Genomic DNA, 18507 nt, shown 5'->3' on the forward strand with positions numbered 1-18507 from the left:
CCATGCATTCTAGCCCGCAGCCCGTGCCTGCCGCGTCATCCGGCTACTGCGACAGCGCACCCGGCCATCCGCTGCACGGCCCCTACCACGACGATGAATACGGCTTTCCCCAGCGCGACGAAGCCGTCCTGTTCGAGCGGCTGGTGCTTGAAATCAACCAGGCCGGCCTGAGCTGGCTGACCATCCTGCGCAAGCGCGAGGCCTTCCAGCAGGCTTACGGCGGCTTTGAGGTCGACCGCGTCGCAGCCTATGGCGACGCCGACCGCGACCGCCTGCTGGGTGACGCGGCGATCATCCGCAACCGGCTGAAGATCAACGCGGCAATCCACAACGCGCAGGTGATCAAGGACCTGCGCGCGAGCCACGGCGGCTTCGCCCACTGGCTGGATGCGCATTTGACGGACGGAGAGCACCGCCGGGACAAGGCCGGGTGGGTAAAACTGTTTCGCCAGACGTTCCGCTTCACGGGGCCGGAGATCACCGGCGAGTTCCTGATGAGCCTGGGCTACCTGCCGGGCGCGCATCGCAGCGACTGCCCGGTTCACGCGCGCACGGTGGCGGCCGGCGCGCCATGGGCAAAAGAACTCTTGTGCACGCCTCGTTCCGGTTCGGGCTCATAGACTGCCGCGCAATCCTCCCGCGTGAGTAGTCAGCCCATGAAATTCCATCTGCTTCTCCTGCCGCTTGCCCTTGCCGCATGTACCGCCGAACGACCGGCGACTCCCGCGACCGACACGCCCGTCCCGGCCGCCGCACAGAAAACGCCTGCGGCCGCATCGATGGCTGTCGACGATACGACCCTGTCGCGCTACCACTGGCGCCTGGCCGAAGCCAGCGACGCCGGTGGCGCCCATATCGATGCCTTGTTTGCCCGCGACGTCAAACCCGTGCAACTGGACTTCGCCGATAACCGGCTGTCCATCAGCAACACCTGCAACCTGATGAACGGCGGCTACCGGCTGGACGATGAGAAGCTGAAGATCGACTCGCTGCAACAGACCTTGATGGCTTGCGCCGATCCCCGGCTGGCCGAACTGGATGGCGCCATCGGCAGCCGATTGGAAGGCAATCCCCGCATCCGCCTCGCCGGCAGCGAGGAATCCCCGCGTCTGCAAGTGACCACCGATGCCGGCGACAAACTCGTCTTTGCGGGCGAGCCCACCGCCGCGTCGCGCTACGGCAGCGAAGGCGCGCAGGTGTTCATGGAGGTCGCCGCGCAGACGGTCCCGTGCAGCCACCCGCTGATTGCGGACAAGCAGTGCCTGCAGGTGCGCGAGCGGACCTACCGCGATGACGGCACGGTCGCCGGCGAGCCTGGCGAATGGGAGCCGCTGTATCAGGAGATCGAGGGTTACACCCACGAGGCGGGCGTGCGCAACGTACTGCGCCTGAAGCGCTACAAAGTCGCCAATCCGCCGGCGGATGGCTCCTCGGTCGCCTACGTGCTGGACATGGTGGTCGAATCGGAGCAGGTCGCTCCCTGACCTCAACGCCTCACGGATAACGAAAAACAGCCGGGATTTGCCCGGCTGTTTTTGTTTAGATGCCCAGACCCGACGTGTGCCCAGCGCACGTCGGTGAGTCAGGCTAGTCGCGGATCTCGGCCACTTCCACGCCGTCCATGCCCGCGGCGAGGGTCTGCGCATTGCCGCCCTGGGCGAGCTTGATGCGCAGGCGCACCTCGTTCTGCGAGTCGGCGTAGCGCAGTGCGTCCTCGTAGCTGATCTCGCCGGCCTGGTACAGCTCGAAAAGTGCCTGGTCGAAGGTCTTCATGCCCAACTGGGTGGACTCCTTCATCACTTCCTTGAGCTTGTGGATCTCGCCGTCGCGGATGTAGTCCTGCACCAGCGGCGTGCCCAGCAGGATTTCCATCGCCACCCGGCGCGCCTTGCCGTCCGGGGTGGGAACCAGTTGCTGGGCCACCACGCCCTTGAGGTTCAGCGACAGGTCCATCAGCAACTGGTTGCGCCGGTCCTCGGGGAAGAAGTTGATCATCCGGTCCATCGCCTGGTTGGCGTTGTTGGCGTGCAGCGTGCACAGCACCAGGTGGCCGGTCTCGGCGAAGGCGATCGCGTGGTCCATGCCCTCGCGGGTGCGCACCTCGCCGATCATGATCACGTCGGGCGCCTGGCGCAGCGTGTTCTTCAGCGCGTTCTCCCAGCTGTCGGTATCGATGCCGACCTCACGCTGGGTAATGATGCAACCCTCGTGCTTGTGCACGAACTCGATCGGATCCTCGATGGTGATGATGTGGCCGGTCGAGTTCTGGTTGCGGTAGCCGATCATCGCCGCCAGCGAGGTCGACTTGCCGGTGCCGGTGGCGCCGACGAACAGGATGATCCCGCGCTTGGTCATCGCCAGCGTCTTGAGCACCTGCGGCAGGCCCAGCTCGTCGATGGTCGGGATCCTGGTCTCGATCCGGCGCAGCACCATGCCGACCTGGTTGCGCTGGTAGAAACAGCTGACGCGGAAGCGGCCGACATTGGCCAGCCCGATCGCGAAGTTCGCCTCGTGTGTCTTCTCGAACTCCTCTCGCTGCGAGGGATTCATCACGTTGAGCACCAGGTCGCGGCTTTGCTGCGGCGTCAACGGGCTCTTGGTGATCGGCTGCAGCACGCCGTTGACCTTCATCGACGGCGGCATGCCGGCGGTGATGAACAGATCGGAGGCCTTCTGGTGCGCCATCAGCTTGAGGAACGACGTGAAGTCGATCGTCTCGTTCGTGCTCTGGGTCGTGTTCATTGCGATTTCCCCCGTCCGCAGGCACCCGGCCTGGCGGCGCGTTCAGTGGATCGGCCGGTCAATCGAACAGCCGCTTGTCCTTGGCGTATTCGCGCGCCTGCGGGCGCAGGATCAGCCCGCGTTTCACCAGATCCTGGAGGTGCTGGTCCAGGGTCATCATGCCGCTGTTCTGGCCGGTCTGGATGGCCGAATACATCTGCGCGACCTTGTCCTCGCGGATCAGGTTCCGGATCGCCGGCGTGCCGACCATGATCTCCCACGCCGCGGTGCGGCCACCGCCGACCTTCTTCAGCAGCGCCTGGCTGATCACCGCGCGCAGCGACTCGGACAGCATCGAGCGCACCATCGGCTTCTCGCCCGCCGGGAACACATCGATGATTCGGTCGATGGTCTTGGCCGCCGAGCTGGTATGCACGGTGGCGAACACCAGATGGCCGGTTTCCGCGGCGGTCAACGCCAGGCGGATGGTTTCCAGATCGCGCAGCTCACCCACCAGGATGTAGTCGGGATCCTCACGCAGCGCCGAGCGCAGCGCCTCGTTGAAGCCGTGCGTGTCGCGGTGGACCTCGCGCTGGTTGATCAGGCATTTCTGCGAGGTGTGCACGAACTCGATCGGGTCCTCCACCGACAGGATGTGCCCGTACTCGGTCTTGTTGATGTGGTCGATCATCGCCGCCAGCGTGGTCGACTTGCCCGAGCCGGTCGGCCCGGTCACCAGGATCAGACCCTGCGGCTGGTCGATCAGGTCCTTGAAGATCCGCGGCGTGGCCAGGTCCTCAAGCGTCAGCACCTCGGAGGGAATGGTGCGGAACACCGCGCCGGCGCCGCGGTTCTGGTTGAACGCGTTGACGCGGAAGCGGGCCAGGCCGGGGATCTCGAACGAGAAGTCGGTTTCCAGGAACTCTTCAAAATCGCGGCGCTGCTTGTCCGACATGATGTCGTACACCAGCGCGTGGACCGTCTTGTGGTCCAGTGCCGGGATGTTGATCCGGCGGACATCGCCGTCCACGCGGATCATCGGCGGCATGCCGGCCGACAGATGCAGATCGGATGCCTTGTTCTTGACTGAAAACGCCAGCAGCTCGGCAATATCCATACATGTTCCCCTGAACCGCGGATTTGAACCGTTGATTTCGGAAATCCGCGCCCCGCTCCGCCCGCAGCCGCCGACGGCACGCAGGCAAATGGTGATACGGATGGCCCCAGCCCGGAGTATAGCCCCGGACCGGTGCCGTCAATCCAGTACCCGATCACAGCCTTCGTCGTCCGCTGCGGGAGCACCTGGCGCGCCCCTGCGGCCGCGCTTCGCATCCGCATCGCCTCCGCGGGAGGCAGGCAATGGCGCAGGCTCTTACACTGGTCGATCCCGATGCCCTGGCAGGCAACCACCGCAAACCACAGGCAGGTTCCATGACTGATACAAGCCCCTCGACATCCCCAACCACCCCAATCGTCGCCTTCATCGGTGGCGGCAACATGGCGCGCAGCCTGATCGGCGGCATGATCGCGCGCGGCGCCGACCCGTCCCGCGTCCGCGTCGCCGATCCGGTGGCCGCCGTGCGCGAGGCGTTGTTCGCCGACTTCGGCGTGCAGGTCTTCGCCAGCGCCACCGAGGCTGTCGACCAGGCCAGCGTGTGGGTGCTGGCGGTGAAGCCGCAGGTGATGCGCGCCGTGTGCGCCGAGGTGGTGGACATTGCGCGCAGCGCCCGGCCGCTGGCGGTCTCCATCGCCGCCGGGCTGTCCAGCACGCAGCTCTCGGCGTGGCTGGGCGGGGATGCGGCGGTGATCCGGGCGATGCCCAACACGCCCTCGCTGATCGGCGCAGGCATGACCGGGCTGTTCGCCAACGCGCAGGTCGACCCGATCCAGCGCGGGCAGGCCGAGCGCCTGTTGGACGCGGTCGGGCCGACGGTCTGGATCGAGGACGAGGCGCAGATGGATGCGGTGACGGCGGTATCGGGCAGCGGCCCGGCCTACGTGTTCCTGTTCGCCGAGGCACTGCAGGCGGCCGGCATCTGCCAGGGCCTGTCGGCGGACACCGCGCGCCTTCTGGCCAACCAGACCCTGTTGGGCGCGAGCCGGATGTTGACCGAGCGCGACGAGGCGGCCGCGGACTTGCGCCGCAACGTGACCTCGCCGGGCGGGACGACGCACGCGGCGGTGGAGACGTTCGAGAAAGGTGGCCTGCGCGAGCTGGTCGATCGCGCGGTGGCCGCGGCTGCCGCGCGTGGCCGCGAACTGTCCGCCGCCAACGATGACTGACACCGCGCCGCGGTCCCGACATCCGCTTTGCAGGAGCACGACCTTGCGAACCTCCCTGTTTTTCATGGCGCTAGGCGTCGGCCTGCTAAGCGCGTGCAGCGGTGAACCGGCCGCGCCGGTCCCGGCAGCGACGCTGGCCGACTCGCAGGACACCGTCGTCACCATCGGCGACGTGACCGCGCGGGCGACGGTGATGCCGACCGCGATGCTGGGCAGCCTGGTTGCCGAGAAGTACGGCATCCGCCGCGCCGACGACCAGATCATGCTGCTGGTCGGCCTGCGTCGCGGCGAGGGCAGCGCGGAGGTTTCGGTGCCCGCGAACGTGGTGGCGACGGTCAGCGACCTGCGCGGCGGGCGTCGCCCCATCGAGTTGCGCGAGCTGAGCAGCGGCGAGCTGATGGACTACGTGGGCACTGTGCCGGTGAGCCTGCCGGACACGCTGAAGTTCGAGATTGACATCGCCCTGGAGGATGGCGCGCGCAAGACCATGCGGTTCACCCGCGAGTTCCAGCCCCAGTGACCACGCGCGCGATGGGCCCGCAGCGCATCGTCTGCATGACTGAGGAACCGACCGAGACGCTGTACCTGCTCGGCGAGCAGGACCGGATCGTCGGCATCAGCGGCTTCACCGTGCGCCCGCCGCGCGCGCGCCGCGAGAAGCCCAAGGTCAGCGCGTTCACCAGCGCGAAGATCGACCGCATCCTGGACCTCAAGCCGGACATGGTGCTCGGCTTCTCCGACATCCAGGCCGACATCGCCGCCGACCTGATCCGCGCCGGGGTGGAGGTCTGGATCAGCAATCACCGCAGCGTCGACGGAATCATCGACTACATCCGGCGACTGGGCGCGCTGGTGGGTGCGGCGGATCGCTCGGCGGAGCTGGCAGCGACCCTTGAGACGCGGCTGGAGGCCATCCGCAGACGCGCCTCGACGTTGCCACGCCGGCCGAAAGTCTATTTCGAGGAATGGGACGAGCCGCAGATCTCGGCGATCCAGTGGGTCTCCGAGCTGGTCAACATCGCCGGCGGCGACGACATCTTTCCCGAGCGCGCGGCGATGTCACTGGGCCGCGACCGCATCCTTGCCGACCCGCTGGAGGCGGCGCGGCACCAGCCCGACATCATCATAGGCAGCTGGTGCGGCAAGAAGTTCCGCCCCGGGCACGTGGCCGCGCGTCCCGGCTGGGAGGATGTGCCGGCGGTGCGCAACGGCGAACTGCACGAGGTCAAATCGCCGCTGATCCTGCAGCCGGGACCGGCGGCGCTGACCGACGGCATCGATGCGCTGGAATCGATCATCCAGGGCTGGGCGCAGCGGCAGGCCTGACAGGACGGCGCCAGACACCGCTCGCCACGTCGTCGACGTTGCACTGAGGGTGCCGCCGACGTTGCGTCAGGGGTACAGCATCCGCTTGCTCCAGTGCCCTGCTGGGTCGCATTCGTAGAGGCAACGCTCGTGCAGGCGGAAGTTGCCGCCGTACCAGAACTCGATCGACATCGGCCGTACGCGAAGCCCGGTCCAGCGCGGCGGGCGCGGAACCTCGCGGCCGGCAAATTCCTGCTCGACCTGCGCCACGCGTTCGTGGAAGGTCTGCGGATCGTCCAGCGTCTCCGACTGCAGCGACGCCCACGCGCCGATCTGGCTGCCGCGCGGGCGAGATGCAAAGTACGCATCGGCCTCCTCGTCCGCCACGATCGACACACCGCCCTCGACACGCACCTGCACGCCGGCCTTGACCCGGGGCCAATGGAACAGCAGCGCAGCATAGGGGTTGTCCTGCAGTTCCCTGCCCTTGCGCCCGTCCAGATGCGTGTAGAACACAAACCCGCGCTCGTCGTGCTGCTTAAGCAGCACCATGCGCGTGGACGGGCGTGCACCCAGGCTGGCGGTGGCCACGCTCATCGCGGTCGGATCGGGCTCACCGGCCTGCCGCGCCTGTTCAAACAGCGCGGCAAAGGTGGCGTTGGCTTCCGCCAGCAGGTCGTTGGTAGTCATGCCCCTATTGTGGGCCGGATGCGGCGCTGACCGCACCCGTCCGGAGTGGCAGGCGTCGCTTTACTGCACGATGAAGTTGACCTTCATGTTGACGCGCCACTCGTTGATGTTGCCGTTTTCGTCGGTCACGACCTTCACTTCGTTGACCCAGGCACCCTTGATGTTCTTGACCGATTCGGCGGCCTTCTTCAGACCACGCTGGACCGCGTCTTCCATGCTCTTTTCCGAGGCGGCGTTGAGTTCGATGACTTTTGCGACTGACATGGTTGATTCTCCTTTGCACCGGTTTGGCGTTATGCGACCGGAAGCTCCAACCCTAGCCAGCGTGTTGTGAAAGATGTGCAACAGGTGGGCAACACGGATGCGCGGCGACCTACAATCGCCGTCATGACCGAGCCCGCCCGTGAACCGCGCAACATCATCCTCGTCGGCCCGATGGCCGCCGGGAAGTCGCGGATCGGGCGCGAACTGGCGCAGCGCTGCGGACTGCGCCTGATGGACGCGGACGCGGAGATCGAGCGCGAGGCCGGCGCCAGCATCGCGGCGATTTTCGAGCACGAAGGCGAGGCGGGATTCCGCAGGCGCGAGCGGGCGATCCTAGCCGACCTGCTGAAGCAGGACGGCATCGTGCTGGCCACCGGCGGCGGCGCGGTGCTCGACGCCGGCACCCGCGCGCTGCTGCCCGAGCGCGGCTTTGTGGTTCACCTGGATGCCAGTCCGGCTATCCAACTGGGGCGGGCGGCCGGTAATGCCGCGCGACCGCTGCTGCAACACCCCGATCCGTCAGCAGTCCTGCACACGCTCGCGGAGGAGCGCGGCCCGCTGTACGCCGAGGTGGCTGCCCTGCGCATCGATACCGATGACCTATCGCCCTCGCAGGTCTGCGCGTGGATCGTGGCCAAACTGCCGGCCTGCCTGCGCAGCGGAGTCGGCACATGAGCGCGATCCTCACGGTCGCAGTCGATGGCGCCCATCCGTACACGATCTCCATCGGCGCGGACCTGCTGGATGACGGCGCGTTGCTGGCCGCAACCGTCCACGGCCGCCATGCCCTCATCGTCAGCGACCGCAACGTCGCGCCGCTGTACGCCGACCGTGTGCAGGCGGCATTGCAGGCCGCGCGCCCCGAACTGGCAATCGCCCGGCTGATCATCCCTCCGGGCGAACATGAAAAGACCCTGGAGCGCTTCGGCCAGGCCCTGGACGCGCTTGCCGAGCTTGGCGCCACCCGCGACGCGGCGGTGATCGCCCTGGGCGGTGGCGTGATCGGCGACCTGGCCGGTTTCGCCGGCGCCTGCTGGATGCGCGGCATCGACGTGGTTCAGATTCCGACGACGTTGTTGGCGATGGTGGACTCCTCGGTGGGCGGCAAGACCGCGGTCGACCTGCCCGCCGGCAAGAACCTGGTCGGCGCGTTCCACCCGCCGCGCGCGGTGATCGCCGACACCAGCGTGCTGCACACCCTGCCCGACCGGGAGTTGCGCGCCGGGCTCGCCGAGGTGGTCAAGTACGGCGTGACGGCCGTTTCGCTGGACCCGGCTGACGCCGGATTCCTGGACTGGCTGGAAGCGCACGCCGAGGCGTTGCTGGCGCGCGACCCGGCGGTCGTCGCCGAAGCCATCGCGCGCTGCTGCGCGTTCAAGGCCGCCGTCGTCGGCCTCGACCTGCTTGAACATGGCGACCGCGCCCTGCTCAACTTCGGCCATACCTTCGGCCACGCCATCGAGGTCGAGCAGGGTTATGCCGGCACCCACGGCGGCGGCCTCAACCACGGCGAGGCGGTGGCGGTTGGGATGGTCCTGGCAATGCGGCTGTCAGCGGCGCTGGGGCTCGCCCCGGCCAGCGCCGGCGACCGCCTGCAGCAGCTGTTGCAGCGACTGGAATTGCCCACCTCCGTTCCGGAAGGTCTGGCCCCGGACGCGCTGCTCGCGCGGATGCGTCTGGACAAGAAAGCCGACGCCGCCGGCATCCGCTTCATCCTCGCCGATGGCGCCGGCCGCGCCCGGATCGTGCCAGGGGTCGAGGAAGCCAAGGTGCTCGCCGTACTGGCTGGCTGAACAGGCAGGGCCGGTGGCCCGTGTGCGCCGGCCGGCGGCAGCGCAAGCCCGTACAATCAAGCCATGCGCCTGCTGATGCAACAACGACCCGACGACGCCGAGGCGCCCCGCTTCGTGCAGCTGATGTTGCAGCCCGACCTGCTCGGCGGCTGGATGCTGGTCCGCGAGACGGGCGTGATGGGCGGTCGCAGCCAGGTCCGCCGCGAGCAGTTCCTGGACCACGACAGCGCGATCGCCGCCTTTGAACGCGCCCGCGACCAGCAGCTCAAGCGCGGCTTCCAGCAGATGTTTACCCAGGGGGCCGCGGCGCCCCGCTGAACCACGCCATCCCGCATCGGGTGCCGCCCGCTCCATTACGGCACCGCCCTGCCGCTTCGCCTGCCCTGCTCCGGGCAACGACTTTTCGAGGAACCACAGCCTTGTCCATCCAGCCCCAGAACGATCGTTTCCTGCGCGCCCTGCGTCGCGAACCCGTTGACCACACGCCGGTCTGGCTGATGCGCCAGGCCGGTCGCTACCTGCCCGAGTACCGCGCGACCCGCGCCCAGGCCGGCAGTTTCATGGGCCTGGCCACCAATCCCGAGTTGGCGTGTGAAGTGACCCTCCAGCCGTTGCGGCGCTTCCCGCTGGACGCGGCGATCCTGTTCTCCGACATCCTCACCATCCCCGACGCGATGGGCCTGGGCCTGCATTTCGTCGAGGGCGAGGGCCCGAAGTTCGAGCGCCCTGTTCGCACCGCGGCCGATATCGCCAAACTCGGCGTGCCGGACATGGAAAGCGACCTGGGCTACGTGATGGAGGCGATCCGCACGATCCGCCGCGAGCTCGACAACAAGGTGCCGCTGATCGGTTTCTCCGGCAGTCCGTGGACGCTGGCCTGCTACATGGTCGAGGGCAGCGGCAGCAAGGACTTCGCCCGGGTCAAGTCGCTGGCGATGAACGATCCGGCCGCCATGCACCAGTTGCTGGAAGTCACCACCGATGCCGTGATCGCCTACCTTTCGGCGCAGCGCGCCGCCGGCGCCCAGGCGCTGCAGCTGTTTGACACCTGGGGCGGCGTGCTGTCGCCGTCCATGTACCGCGAGTTCTCGCTGCGCTACATGCAGCGCATCGCCGCCGAGGTCGAGCGCGGCCACGGTGCCGACCGCACGCCGCTGATCCTGTTCGGCAAGGGCAACGGCGCCTACGTCAGCGAGCTGGCCGAGACCGGCGCAGAAGGCGTGGGCGTGGACTGGACAATCGACCTGGGCGATGCCGTGCGCCGCACCGGCGGCAAGGTGGCGATCCAGGGCAACCTGGATCCGGTCACCCTGTACGCCGATCCCGAGGCGATCCGCCAACATGTTGGCCGCGCGCTGGACAGCTACCGCGACGGCAACGGCGGCTCGCGCGAGGGTCACGTCTTCAACCTCGGCCATGGCATGTCGCCGGACATGAAGCCCGAGCATGTGGCGGTGATGGTCGAGGCGGTGCACGAGCTCAGCGCCCGCTGAGTTCGCGACTCCGACAGCGTGCGCTGGGTTGGTGACGCCGGGAACGACTGCCCTTGGGTGTGAATGTCCCCCGGCACCGATAAGGCCGGTGCCTCCTCCTTGATTTCACACCCAAGGGCAGTCGCACCCGGCTTTCCGGCTTGAGGAGGCTCCAGCACCGACCGGGCGTGCATGCGTGCCCGCAAGCGAGACCTGCAGGCCTTCGGGGCGAAATAAAGGAGGAGGCCTCCGCACAGGCGGAGGCCGGGGGACATTCGCCCTGAAGGCCTGCAGGTCTCGCCCACCACATGCATCAGCAGACGGAGGCCGTGGGACATTCGCCCTGAAGGCCTGGAGGTCTCGCCCCCGGTGCATCCTTCAGCGTGCTGCGGCCAGCGCCTCCCGCAGCATCGCCCCGGTCACCGGCTTGCGCAGGAAGCGATCGAAGCCGGCGGCCATTGCCTGCGGCTCGGCATCCGCGTCGGCCCGCGCAGTCACCGCAATCAGCGGCTGGCTGAAACCCTGCGCGCGCAGCTGACGCGCCAGCGACAGGCCATCAAGGCCCGGCAGGTCCAGATCCAGCAACGCGGCGTCGAAGCGGTTCATGATCGACTCGGCCAGCGCCGCCAGCCCGTGGGCTGCATGCACCACCGCATGCCCCTGGCCGCGCAGCAGCCCGCTAATCACGTCGGCAACGATCGGGTCGTCCTCCACCAGCAGCAGCGACAGGCCCGCAGCTCCCGCTTCCTCCCGACCACCGTTCCGCGCAGGGATGCTGGCGGGCGATGCGAGTGTCGGCGAGTCTGGCAATGCCGACGCCGACGACGCCTGCGCGGCACCCCGCTCGTCCGGCGGCTCTTCTGCGATGGACTCCAGCGGCAGGCGGACCTCAAAACTCGCGCCTTCGCCGGGAGCGCTGGTGACCTCGATCGTGCCGCCCATGGCTGCCGCCAGTTCCTGGCAGATCGCCAGCCCCAGACCGCTGCCGCCGTAGCGTGCGGCGGTGCGCAAGCCATCGGCCTGCTCGAAGCGACGGAACAGGCGCGACACCTGCTCCTCGTTGAGACCGGGACCGGTGTCGCTGATGCAAAGGACCACCCCGCCCGCGTCGGCGGGTGCGATGGCCAGCCGGATGGAGCCGCGCTCGGTGAACTTCACCGCGTTGCCGATCAGGTTCAACAGGATCTGCCGGATCCGCACGGCGTCGCCGCGCACGCGGCGCGGGGTCGCAGGATCGCGGTCCACGACGAACGCCAGTCCGCGCGCCTCCACCAACGGCGCGCTCATCTCGGCCAGCTCGTCCATGAGTGCGTGCAGATCAAACTCGTCGGTGGCCAGCTCCAGCTTGCCCGACTCGATCCGGGCCAGGTCCAGCGCATCGTTGACCAGGCGCAGCAGGTGCTCCCCGGCGCGGTGGATGGACGTGGTGTAGCTGCGCTGCCGGGTATCCAGGTCGGTGCCGAGCAGCAACTCGCTCATGCCCAGCACGCCGGTCATCGGGGTACGGACCTCGTGGCCGAGGGTGGCCAGGAAGCGGGTCTTCGCCAAGGACGCCTCATGGGCAACCTCGCGCTCGTGTTCGGCGCGCTTCCACGCCTGTCGCCGCTCGATGCGGCGACGTGACTCCAGCACCGCCCACCAGGCCATCAACAACAGCAGGCAAACCATCGCCACCCTCGCCGCGCCGGTCTGCCACCACGGTGGCTGGACCCGGAAGTGCAGCACCTGTTCCGCGGCCTCGTTGCCGACGGCATCCTCCGCACGAGCATGCAGGGTGTACTGGCCTGGCGCCAGGCCGGCAAAGATCCGCTCACCCTCGGCACCGTGGTTGACCCAATCCCGGTCGTAGCCCTCCAGCAGGGTGACGTAGGCGTTGGCCTTGGGCTTGTCGTAGGCCAGCAGGCGCAGCTGCACGCGCAATTCGCGATCCCCGGGCGCCAGGGCCAGCGGTCCCTGCAGGTCCATCGGCAGCCAGCGGCCGTCGCGGCGCACCTCGAACCGGTCCCAGTGCAGTGGCGAGCGGACTGGCGGCAGATCGGTGGCGAGACTGTCGACCAGCACCACGCCGCCGTCGGCCAGCGCCGAGACCATCACACCATCGGGCGTCTGCACCAGCGTGCGGTTGACGAACTCCTGGCTGCTCAGCCCGTCGAACAGGCCGAAGTGGCGGGTCTGCCCCGTGTCGGGATCCCAGCGATAAAGGCCGCGCGGCGTTGAGAGCCAGACCCGGCCCTGCCGGTCGATCTGCAAGCCGGCCCCCTCCACCGCCGGGATGCCGTGCCTTGCGCCGGCGGTGGCCACCAATGACCAGCCCTCGCCCTCGCCCTCGCCCTCGCGTCGATAGTGCTCGAGCCCCGACAGCCGCTGCACCCACAGGTCGTCGGCGCCGGCAAAACCCAGCGCAAACACCCGCCCGTCGCGACGGATGCCCGGTACCGGCTCGAAGCGACCTGCATCCGCGCTCCAGCGCAGGACGCCATCGGCACCGCCGAACCACGGCGCGCCCCCTGCATCGAACGCCATCGCGTGGTGGTCTCCCACCCCCAGTCCGTGCGCGGGGCCTGGCGGTACCGTCAGCAGGACGCGACCGGTGGCCAGCTCACGCTGCTGCACGCCGGCGCCGGCAAACGACATCCACAAGGTTCCGTCGGGCGCCAGATCCATCAGGGTCAATGGACCGGGCAGGGTCGCGTCGGGCGAACCATCCTGCCCCCAGCGTCGGACCGCGCCGTGCGCGTCGATCCTGACCAGCTCGCGGCGCTGACCGACCCACAGGCGGCCAGCGGGATCTTCGCTCAGGGTAAACGAGGTCATGCCCTGGAGAGCTGCGACGGTTTCGGGTTTCGCCGGTATCAGCAGCCCGTCCGGATCCAGACGCTCCAGTTCGGCGCGCATTCCTCCCAGCCAGACGCCGCCGTCCCGCGCCGGCGCAATGGCGCTGTACAGATCCGCCGACAGACCATCGCGGTCTCGACTGAACTGGGCGATCCGGCGCCAGTCCGGCGGCAAGTAGCCCAGCCCGACCCCCGGCACGGGAATCCATATCGCTCCGCTGTCCTGCTTGATCATCTCGCTGATCGAAAGCGCCGGGCCCTTGGCACCGATCGGCACCGGTACCGGCACCTGACCTGCAACCGCGCGCCACAGCTGGCGCTGGCTGGAGATCCACAACTCGCCATCCTCGCCGGGCAGGATGTGCAGGATGGCGTTGGGCCGCTCGAACATCGCCGACCACTCCGGCTGCTCCCAGCGGCCATCAGCGCTGCGCCGGAAAACCCCCTCCGCCGCGCCCACCCAGAGGCCGCCGTCAAACGCCGCCAGGGAATAGATCAATGGGAATGCGTGGCCGCCGGGCAGCACGACGCGCTCGAAATCCGTTCCCGTCCAGCGCGCCAGGCCCTTGGTGGTCCCCGCCCAGAGCACGCCCTGCCCGTCCACCACCAGCGACAGGACGATGTCCGACGGCAGGCTGCGGAGCGTGTCCTCGCTTGCCGTGAACCGGGTGATCGTCCCATCGTCGTCCATCCGCGACACCCCGCCTCCGTAGCCCCCCATCCACAGCGCGCCCTCGTGGCTCACCAGTGCCCAGATGTCGTCGCTGCCGATCTGCGGATGGGTCGCCAGGCGGTAATGGCGGAAGCTTTCATGCGCGCTGTCGAGGACGCTCAGGCCATGGCCTTCGGGCGCCACCCAGATGCGACCCACCGGGTCGACGTGGACCAGGGTCACGTAGTTGGCCGGCAGCGAACTTGGATCTCCCGGATCGTGGCGCCACACCTGCATGCCGACGCCGTCGTACCGCGCCAGCCCGTCGGTGGTGGCCAGCCAGAGAAAGCCGTCGGCGTCGAACTTCAGGCTCTTGACGGTGCTCGATGGGAGCCCTGCGGCGACGTCAATATGGCGCAGACGCGGAACGTCGGGCACCCGTGCGCCGGCACCGGGTACCAGCAGCAGTCCGCATGCCCCCAACAGCAGCCACGCAATGATGTGTCGCATCCCTTCCTCCCGTGTCGGACGCGCGAACCCGCCGTTCCTTGCGTCCCCTCCCCGGACGCACATTCAAGGATTGTGAACCCCACGGCAAGTCGGAGCGCACCCCTGCAATGCGCGACCTGTCTAGAATCGGTCACATGCTCGTTCACCCGTCCAAACCACGACGCATCGACCCGCGCGCCTCGATCAGCGGCGCGGAGGTCCGGCATCCGCGCTGGCTGACCTCCGCGCTGGCTTTGTGCGTCGCGCTGACCGCGGCTGCGCCGGCATTGGGCAGGGACGCTCCCACATGGGAGCTCGATCCCGTCCACACCCGGGTGATGTTCGCGGTGTCCCACGCCGGCTTCTCGCAGGCACTGGGCACGGTGTCTGGCAGCACCGGCGCACTCACGTTCGATCCCGACGACTGGCAGCAGACCCGGCTGGATGCGACGGTTCCGCTGGAGCGCGTGGATCTGGGCGACCCGTCGTGGAATCGCGCAACACTTGCGCAGCGGCTGCTGGCTGCCCAGGCACACCCGCTGGCCCGGTTCACGTCTCAAAGCGCCATACCGACTGGGGACGGGAAGGCCCGCGTTTGCGGCGAACTCTCGCTGCGCGGGGTGACAAGGCCGCTTTGCATGGATGTCACCGTCAATGCGATCAAGCGTCATCCAATGCCACCGTTCCGCCGCACTGCCGGATTTTCCGCCACCGCCGTGTTGAGCCGCAGCGACTTCGGCATCACCGCGTGGCCTTCGGTTATCGGCGATGAAGTGACCATCCGGATCGAGGCAGAGGCCGTCCGTTCGCGCTCGGCCCCAGCAGAGCCCGAATTCGAGGCGGAAGCGGAAGCGGAAGCGGAAACGAAATCGAAACCCGAACTCGAACCCGGAGCTTTGCAATGAGCCTGAAGAACCCCGCCGACCGCTGGGGCGCGGTGAGCCAGTTCCTGCACTGGACCATCGCCGTGGCGATCCTGGCGATGGCGATCATCGGACTGTCGCTGGACAGCCTGCCCAAGTCGCCGAGCTACTTCTGGGTGTTCAACCTGCACAAGTCGCTGGGCCTGACCGTGCTCGCGCTGGCGGTGATCCGTTTGGCGTGGCGGCTGTACGCCGGGGCGCCGACCCCGATCGCAAGCATCCCCCGGTGGCAACTGCTGCTCGCCCGGGTCACCCACTGGCTGCTGTACGGGCTGATCATCGCCATGCCACTGTCGGGATGGCTGTTCGACTCCGCCAGCGGGCTGCGTCCGCTGCGCTGGTTCGACCTGTTCCAGGTACCCAAGCTCATTGCCCCCAATACCGGTGTGCGGGAGATCGCCCGCGACGCACACGGCTGGATCTTCTGGGTCCTGGTGCTGCTGATCCTCATGCACGCCGGTGCGGCCCTCTACCACCAATACTTTGTCGGCGACGGCACGCTGCGGCGGATGCTGCCCGGCCGCCGGTCGCCTCCTCCTTCTTCCAACCGGAATTCCCGATGATCAACCCTTCGCGCCCGAATCCCGCCCGCGCCCGTCCCGGATTGCTGCAGGTGTTGTCACTCGCAGCAGGCCTGACCTTCGCCAGCAGCGGCGTAGTTGCCGCCGATTACGTGCGGGCGCCCGGATCCACGCTGACCTTTGCCTCCAGCTTTGAGGGCGAGATCTTCACCGGCCATTTCGCCAGCTTCACCACCCGACTGCGCTTTGACCCGCAGCAACTGGATGACGCAAACCTTGACGTGACCATTCCGCTGGCCAGCGCGACCACCGCCAACCCCGAGCGCGACGACACCCTGCAGGGCAGCGACTTTTTCGCCAGCAAGCTGTTCCCGCAGGCCCGTTTTGTCGCCACGCGATTCCGCCATCTGGGCGAGGACCGCTACGCGGCGGACGGCACCCTGAGCCTGCGCGACGCCAAACACCCGGTGACGCTGACCTTCACCTGGAAAGACGGCGCGACCCCGGTGCTTGCCGGGCGGGCCAGCGTGGACCGGCTGGCGTTCGGCGTCGGCGGCGGCGACTGGTCGGACCCGGGGATGATTCCCGCGAAAGTGGCGGTCAGCACGCGGGTCAACTTCGCCCCGGCGCCGTGAATCCCGCCGACCTCGGGTAAACCCCAGCTGGGGGAGGCCCCGAGTGACCCCGCCCGGCCGCAGTGTTGGAATGCAGCCATGACCCGCGAACCGTGGGTTACTGCCCAAATGCGAGGATCAGGGAATGACTGTTCTCAGTGCAATCTCAGCGGCCCAGCCGCAACGCATCGACGCCGGCCGCGGCCGCCAGCACACCGTCCAGCATGGCGACACGCTGTCGGGGATCGCGAAGCAGTACGGCGTCAGCCTGTCCGCGTTGAAGGCCGCCAACCCGCAGGTCCTCAATCCGAACGTCATCTATTCCGGCGACCGCATCACGGTGCCGGGCGCGCAGACGCAGAGCAGCTCCGGCGGCGCACCCGTACAGACCCACAAGTCCGCCGCGGGCAGCACCGCTGCCAAAGCCGGTTCCACCCAGTTGACCATGGCCGATTACCAGCGCGCCGCCTCCGCCCTCGGCGTCGATGTCGCCACCGTGCGTGCGGTCGCGGATGTGGAGTCCTCCGGCGGCGGCTTCCTCGCCGATGGCCGCCCAAAGATCCTCTTCGAACGGCACATCTTCGCCCGCGAAACCGGCGGTCGCTTCAACGGCTCGCATCCGGGCATCAGCGGCTCGCCGGGTGGCTACGGCGCCAGCGGCGCGAACCAGCACGCCCGCTTCGAGCAGGCGTTCAAGCTTGACCCGGCGGCAGCGATGAAGTCGGCCTCCTGGGGCGAATTCCAGATCATGGGCTTCAACCACAAAATGGTTGGCTACGACAGCGTTGGCAAGTTCGTCGACGCGATGCGCAGCTCGGCGGGCAGCCAGCTGGACGCGTTCGTCAGCTTCATCGAGTCAGCCGGGCTGAAGGGCAAGTTGCAGAACAAGGACTGGGCCGGCTTTGCGCGCGGCTACAACGGTCCGGGCTACGCCAAGAACAACTACGACGGCAAGATGGCGGCCGCCTACGCCAAGTACGCCGGCAGCAACCCGCCGCCGGTAGCCAGCGGCGGAACGTCGACCGGGCCGACCTCCCCCACCGCTCCGACGGCGCCTGCACCGACCGCGCCGCAGGCCAGCACGGGAACCTACTCGGTGCGCTCGGGCGACACCCTCAGCGGCATCGCGCAGGCTCACGGCGTCTCACTCTCCGCTCTCGCCGCGGCCAATCCGCAGATCCGCAACATCGACCTGATCTTCCCCAACCAGGTCGTCAAGATTCCCGGCGGCAGTGGTGCGGCGGCCAGCCACACCGTTCGCAGCGGCGACACCCTGAGCGGCATCGCCCAGCAGCACGGCGTGTCGCTGGCGGCGCTGAGCGCGGCCAACCCGCAGATCCGCAACATCCACCTGATCCATCCCGGACAGACGGTCCACATCCCCGGCAACCCCGCCGTGGGCGCGCCGGCGGCCGGCACTCCCGGCAATCCTCCGGTACGCGGCGACAGCAAGGTCGATACCCCCGCGCCGGTCGGCGGCAGCAGTTCGGATGCGGCCAAGATCGCCGAGAAGTATCTGGGCTGGTGGGCCGGCGACCTGAAGGTCAGCGGCCACCTGCCAATGGACCCAAGCGTCCCCAACACCGTCAACTGCGCGAACTTCGTCTCCGCCGTCCTGCAGAAGGCCGGGCTGATCAACTTCCACACCAACCTGGTCACCGGCTCCAACAGCGGCAACCCGCAGGCACTGGGCACGAAGTTGAAGGCCGCCGGCTGGACGGTGGTTCCCGCATCCCAGGCGCGGCCGGGTGACGTGGCCATCGTCAACAACGGCGGACACGTCGAGCTGGTGCACAGCAACAACAATGGCAAGATCACCCTGATCGGTTCCAACAATACCGGTGGCGGCTCCGGTCCGCAGAAGGTCAGCTACGGCAACCCGTTCGGCAACGCCTGGTACCTGACGCCGCCACGCAAGTGATAGACCGGTCGCACCGGTCCGTCAG

The 18507-nt window shown here is 68.1% G+C and carries 18 protein-coding genes; 13 read left to right on the forward strand and 5 right to left on the reverse strand.

Features of this window, described 5'->3' with window-relative positions; all coding sequences use genetic code 11:
- Nucleotides 1–2: 2 nt before the first annotated feature.
- A complete protein-coding gene (locus INQ43_RS09755) occupies nt 3–620 on the forward strand; it encodes a DNA-3-methyladenine glycosylase I (RefSeq protein WP_194034082.1) in 618 nt (205 codons plus the stop codon).
- A gap of 36 nt (nt 621–656) precedes the next feature.
- On the forward strand, nt 657–1484 hold the full coding sequence (locus tag INQ43_RS09760) for an META and DUF4377 domain-containing protein (RefSeq protein WP_194036307.1): 828 nt from the start codon (nt 657–659) through the stop codon (nt 1482–1484).
- Nucleotides 1485–1587: 103 nt separating this feature from the next.
- On the opposite strand, the gene INQ43_RS09765 is transcribed toward INQ43_RS09760, so the two are convergent.
- Nucleotides 1588–2742, reverse strand: a complete 1155-nt coding sequence (locus INQ43_RS09765) for a PilT/PilU family type 4a pilus ATPase (RefSeq protein WP_194034084.1) — start codon at nt 2740–2742, stop codon at nt 1588–1590.
- 58 nt (nt 2743–2800) lie between these two features.
- Nucleotides 2801–3838, reverse strand: a complete 1038-nt coding sequence (locus INQ43_RS09770) for a type IV pilus twitching motility protein PilT (RefSeq protein ID WP_043957729.1) — start codon at nt 3836–3838, stop codon at nt 2801–2803.
- A 314-nt stretch (nt 3839–4152) separates the two neighbouring features.
- Between INQ43_RS09770 and proC the strand changes: the two genes are divergently transcribed.
- The 3 genes from proC to INQ43_RS09785 are packed head-to-tail and all read left to right on the forward strand — an operon-like array spanning nt 4153 to nt 6330.
- Nucleotides 4153–5004: a pyrroline-5-carboxylate reductase gene (gene proC / locus INQ43_RS09775; RefSeq protein ID WP_194036308.1), complete on the forward strand. Its 852-nt coding sequence runs from the start codon at nt 4153–4155 to the stop codon at nt 5002–5004.
- Between the two features lie 43 nt (nt 5005–5047).
- Nucleotides 5048–5524 (forward strand): DUF4426 domain-containing protein, encoded by a 477-nt coding sequence (locus tag INQ43_RS09780; protein WP_194036309.1) that lies wholly within the window; start codon nt 5048–5050, stop codon nt 5522–5524.
- A gap of 11 nt (nt 5525–5535) precedes the next feature.
- Nucleotides 5536–6330 carry a cobalamin-binding protein gene (locus INQ43_RS09785; RefSeq protein WP_194037648.1) on the forward strand — a complete coding sequence of 265 codons (795 nt, stop codon included), beginning with the start codon at nt 5536–5538 and terminating at the stop codon, nt 6328–6330.
- Between the two features lie 66 nt (nt 6331–6396).
- Here INQ43_RS09785 and pdxH read toward each other — a convergent pair whose 3' ends face one another.
- Both pdxH and INQ43_RS09795 read right to left on the reverse strand, forming a co-directional pair.
- Nucleotides 6397–6999, reverse strand: coding sequence for a pyridoxamine 5'-phosphate oxidase (gene pdxH, locus INQ43_RS09790; protein ID WP_194036310.1), 603 nt, complete (start codon nt 6997–6999; stop codon nt 6397–6399).
- Between the two features lie 60 nt (nt 7000–7059).
- Nucleotides 7060–7263, reverse strand: coding sequence for a dodecin family protein (locus INQ43_RS09795; RefSeq protein WP_194034088.1), 204 nt, complete (start codon nt 7261–7263; stop codon nt 7060–7062).
- 123 nt (nt 7264–7386) lie between these two features.
- Between INQ43_RS09795 and INQ43_RS09800 the strand changes: the two genes are divergently transcribed.
- From INQ43_RS09800 to hemE, 4 genes are all read left to right on the forward strand, one after another.
- Nucleotides 7387–7938 carry a shikimate kinase gene (locus INQ43_RS09800; protein WP_194036311.1) on the forward strand — a complete coding sequence of 184 codons (552 nt, stop codon included), beginning with the start codon at nt 7387–7389 and terminating at the stop codon, nt 7936–7938.
- Nucleotides 7935–9056 (forward strand): 3-dehydroquinate synthase, encoded by a 1122-nt coding sequence (gene aroB, locus INQ43_RS09805; RefSeq protein WP_194036312.1) that lies wholly within the window; start codon nt 7935–7937, stop codon nt 9054–9056. Before INQ43_RS09800 ends, aroB begins: the two co-directional genes overlap by 4 nt.
- A gap of 63 nt (nt 9057–9119) precedes the next feature.
- Nucleotides 9120–9374, forward strand: coding sequence for a WGR domain-containing protein (locus tag INQ43_RS09810; RefSeq protein ID WP_194034091.1), 255 nt, complete (start codon nt 9120–9122; stop codon nt 9372–9374).
- A 101-nt stretch (nt 9375–9475) separates the two neighbouring features.
- The gene (gene hemE, locus INQ43_RS09815) at nt 9476–10549 is read left to right on the forward strand and encodes a uroporphyrinogen decarboxylase (RefSeq protein WP_194034092.1); all 1074 of its coding nucleotides are present in this window, start codon (nt 9476–9478) and stop codon (nt 10547–10549) included.
- A gap of 357 nt (nt 10550–10906) precedes the next feature.
- Here the strand turns inward: hemE and INQ43_RS09820 are convergent, their stop codons facing one another.
- Nucleotides 10907–14524 carry an ATP-binding protein gene (locus INQ43_RS09820; RefSeq protein ID WP_194036313.1) on the reverse strand — a complete coding sequence of 1206 codons (3618 nt, stop codon included), beginning with the start codon at nt 14522–14524 and terminating at the stop codon, nt 10907–10909.
- Nucleotides 14525–14631: 107 nt separating this feature from the next.
- Between INQ43_RS09820 and INQ43_RS09825 the strand changes: the two genes are divergently transcribed.
- From INQ43_RS09825 to INQ43_RS09840, 4 genes are all read left to right on the forward strand, one after another.
- Complete coding sequence (locus INQ43_RS09825; protein WP_228062477.1) at nt 14632–15408, forward strand: YceI family protein; 777 nt, start codon at nt 14632–14634, stop codon at nt 15406–15408.
- The gene (locus INQ43_RS09830; protein WP_194036314.1) at nt 15405–15989 is read left to right on the forward strand and encodes a cytochrome b; all 585 of its coding nucleotides are present in this window, start codon (nt 15405–15407) and stop codon (nt 15987–15989) included. Before INQ43_RS09825 ends, INQ43_RS09830 begins: the two co-directional genes overlap by 4 nt.
- The gene (locus INQ43_RS09835) at nt 15986–16582 is read left to right on the forward strand and encodes a YceI family protein (protein ID WP_194036315.1); all 597 of its coding nucleotides are present in this window, start codon (nt 15986–15988) and stop codon (nt 16580–16582) included. The genes INQ43_RS09830 and INQ43_RS09835 overlap by 4 nt, the downstream gene beginning before the upstream one ends.
- Before the next feature lie 124 nt (nt 16583–16706).
- Nucleotides 16707–18482 (forward strand): N-acetylmuramidase domain-containing protein, encoded by a 1776-nt coding sequence (locus tag INQ43_RS09840; protein WP_194036316.1) that lies wholly within the window; start codon nt 16707–16709, stop codon nt 18480–18482.
- The last annotated feature ends 25 nt before the right edge of the window (nt 18483–18507 follow it).

The organism is Lysobacter sp. H23M47 (assembly GCF_015209765.1).
GTDB classification, from domain to species: domain Bacteria; phylum Pseudomonadota; class Gammaproteobacteria; order Xanthomonadales; family Xanthomonadaceae; genus Novilysobacter; species Novilysobacter avium.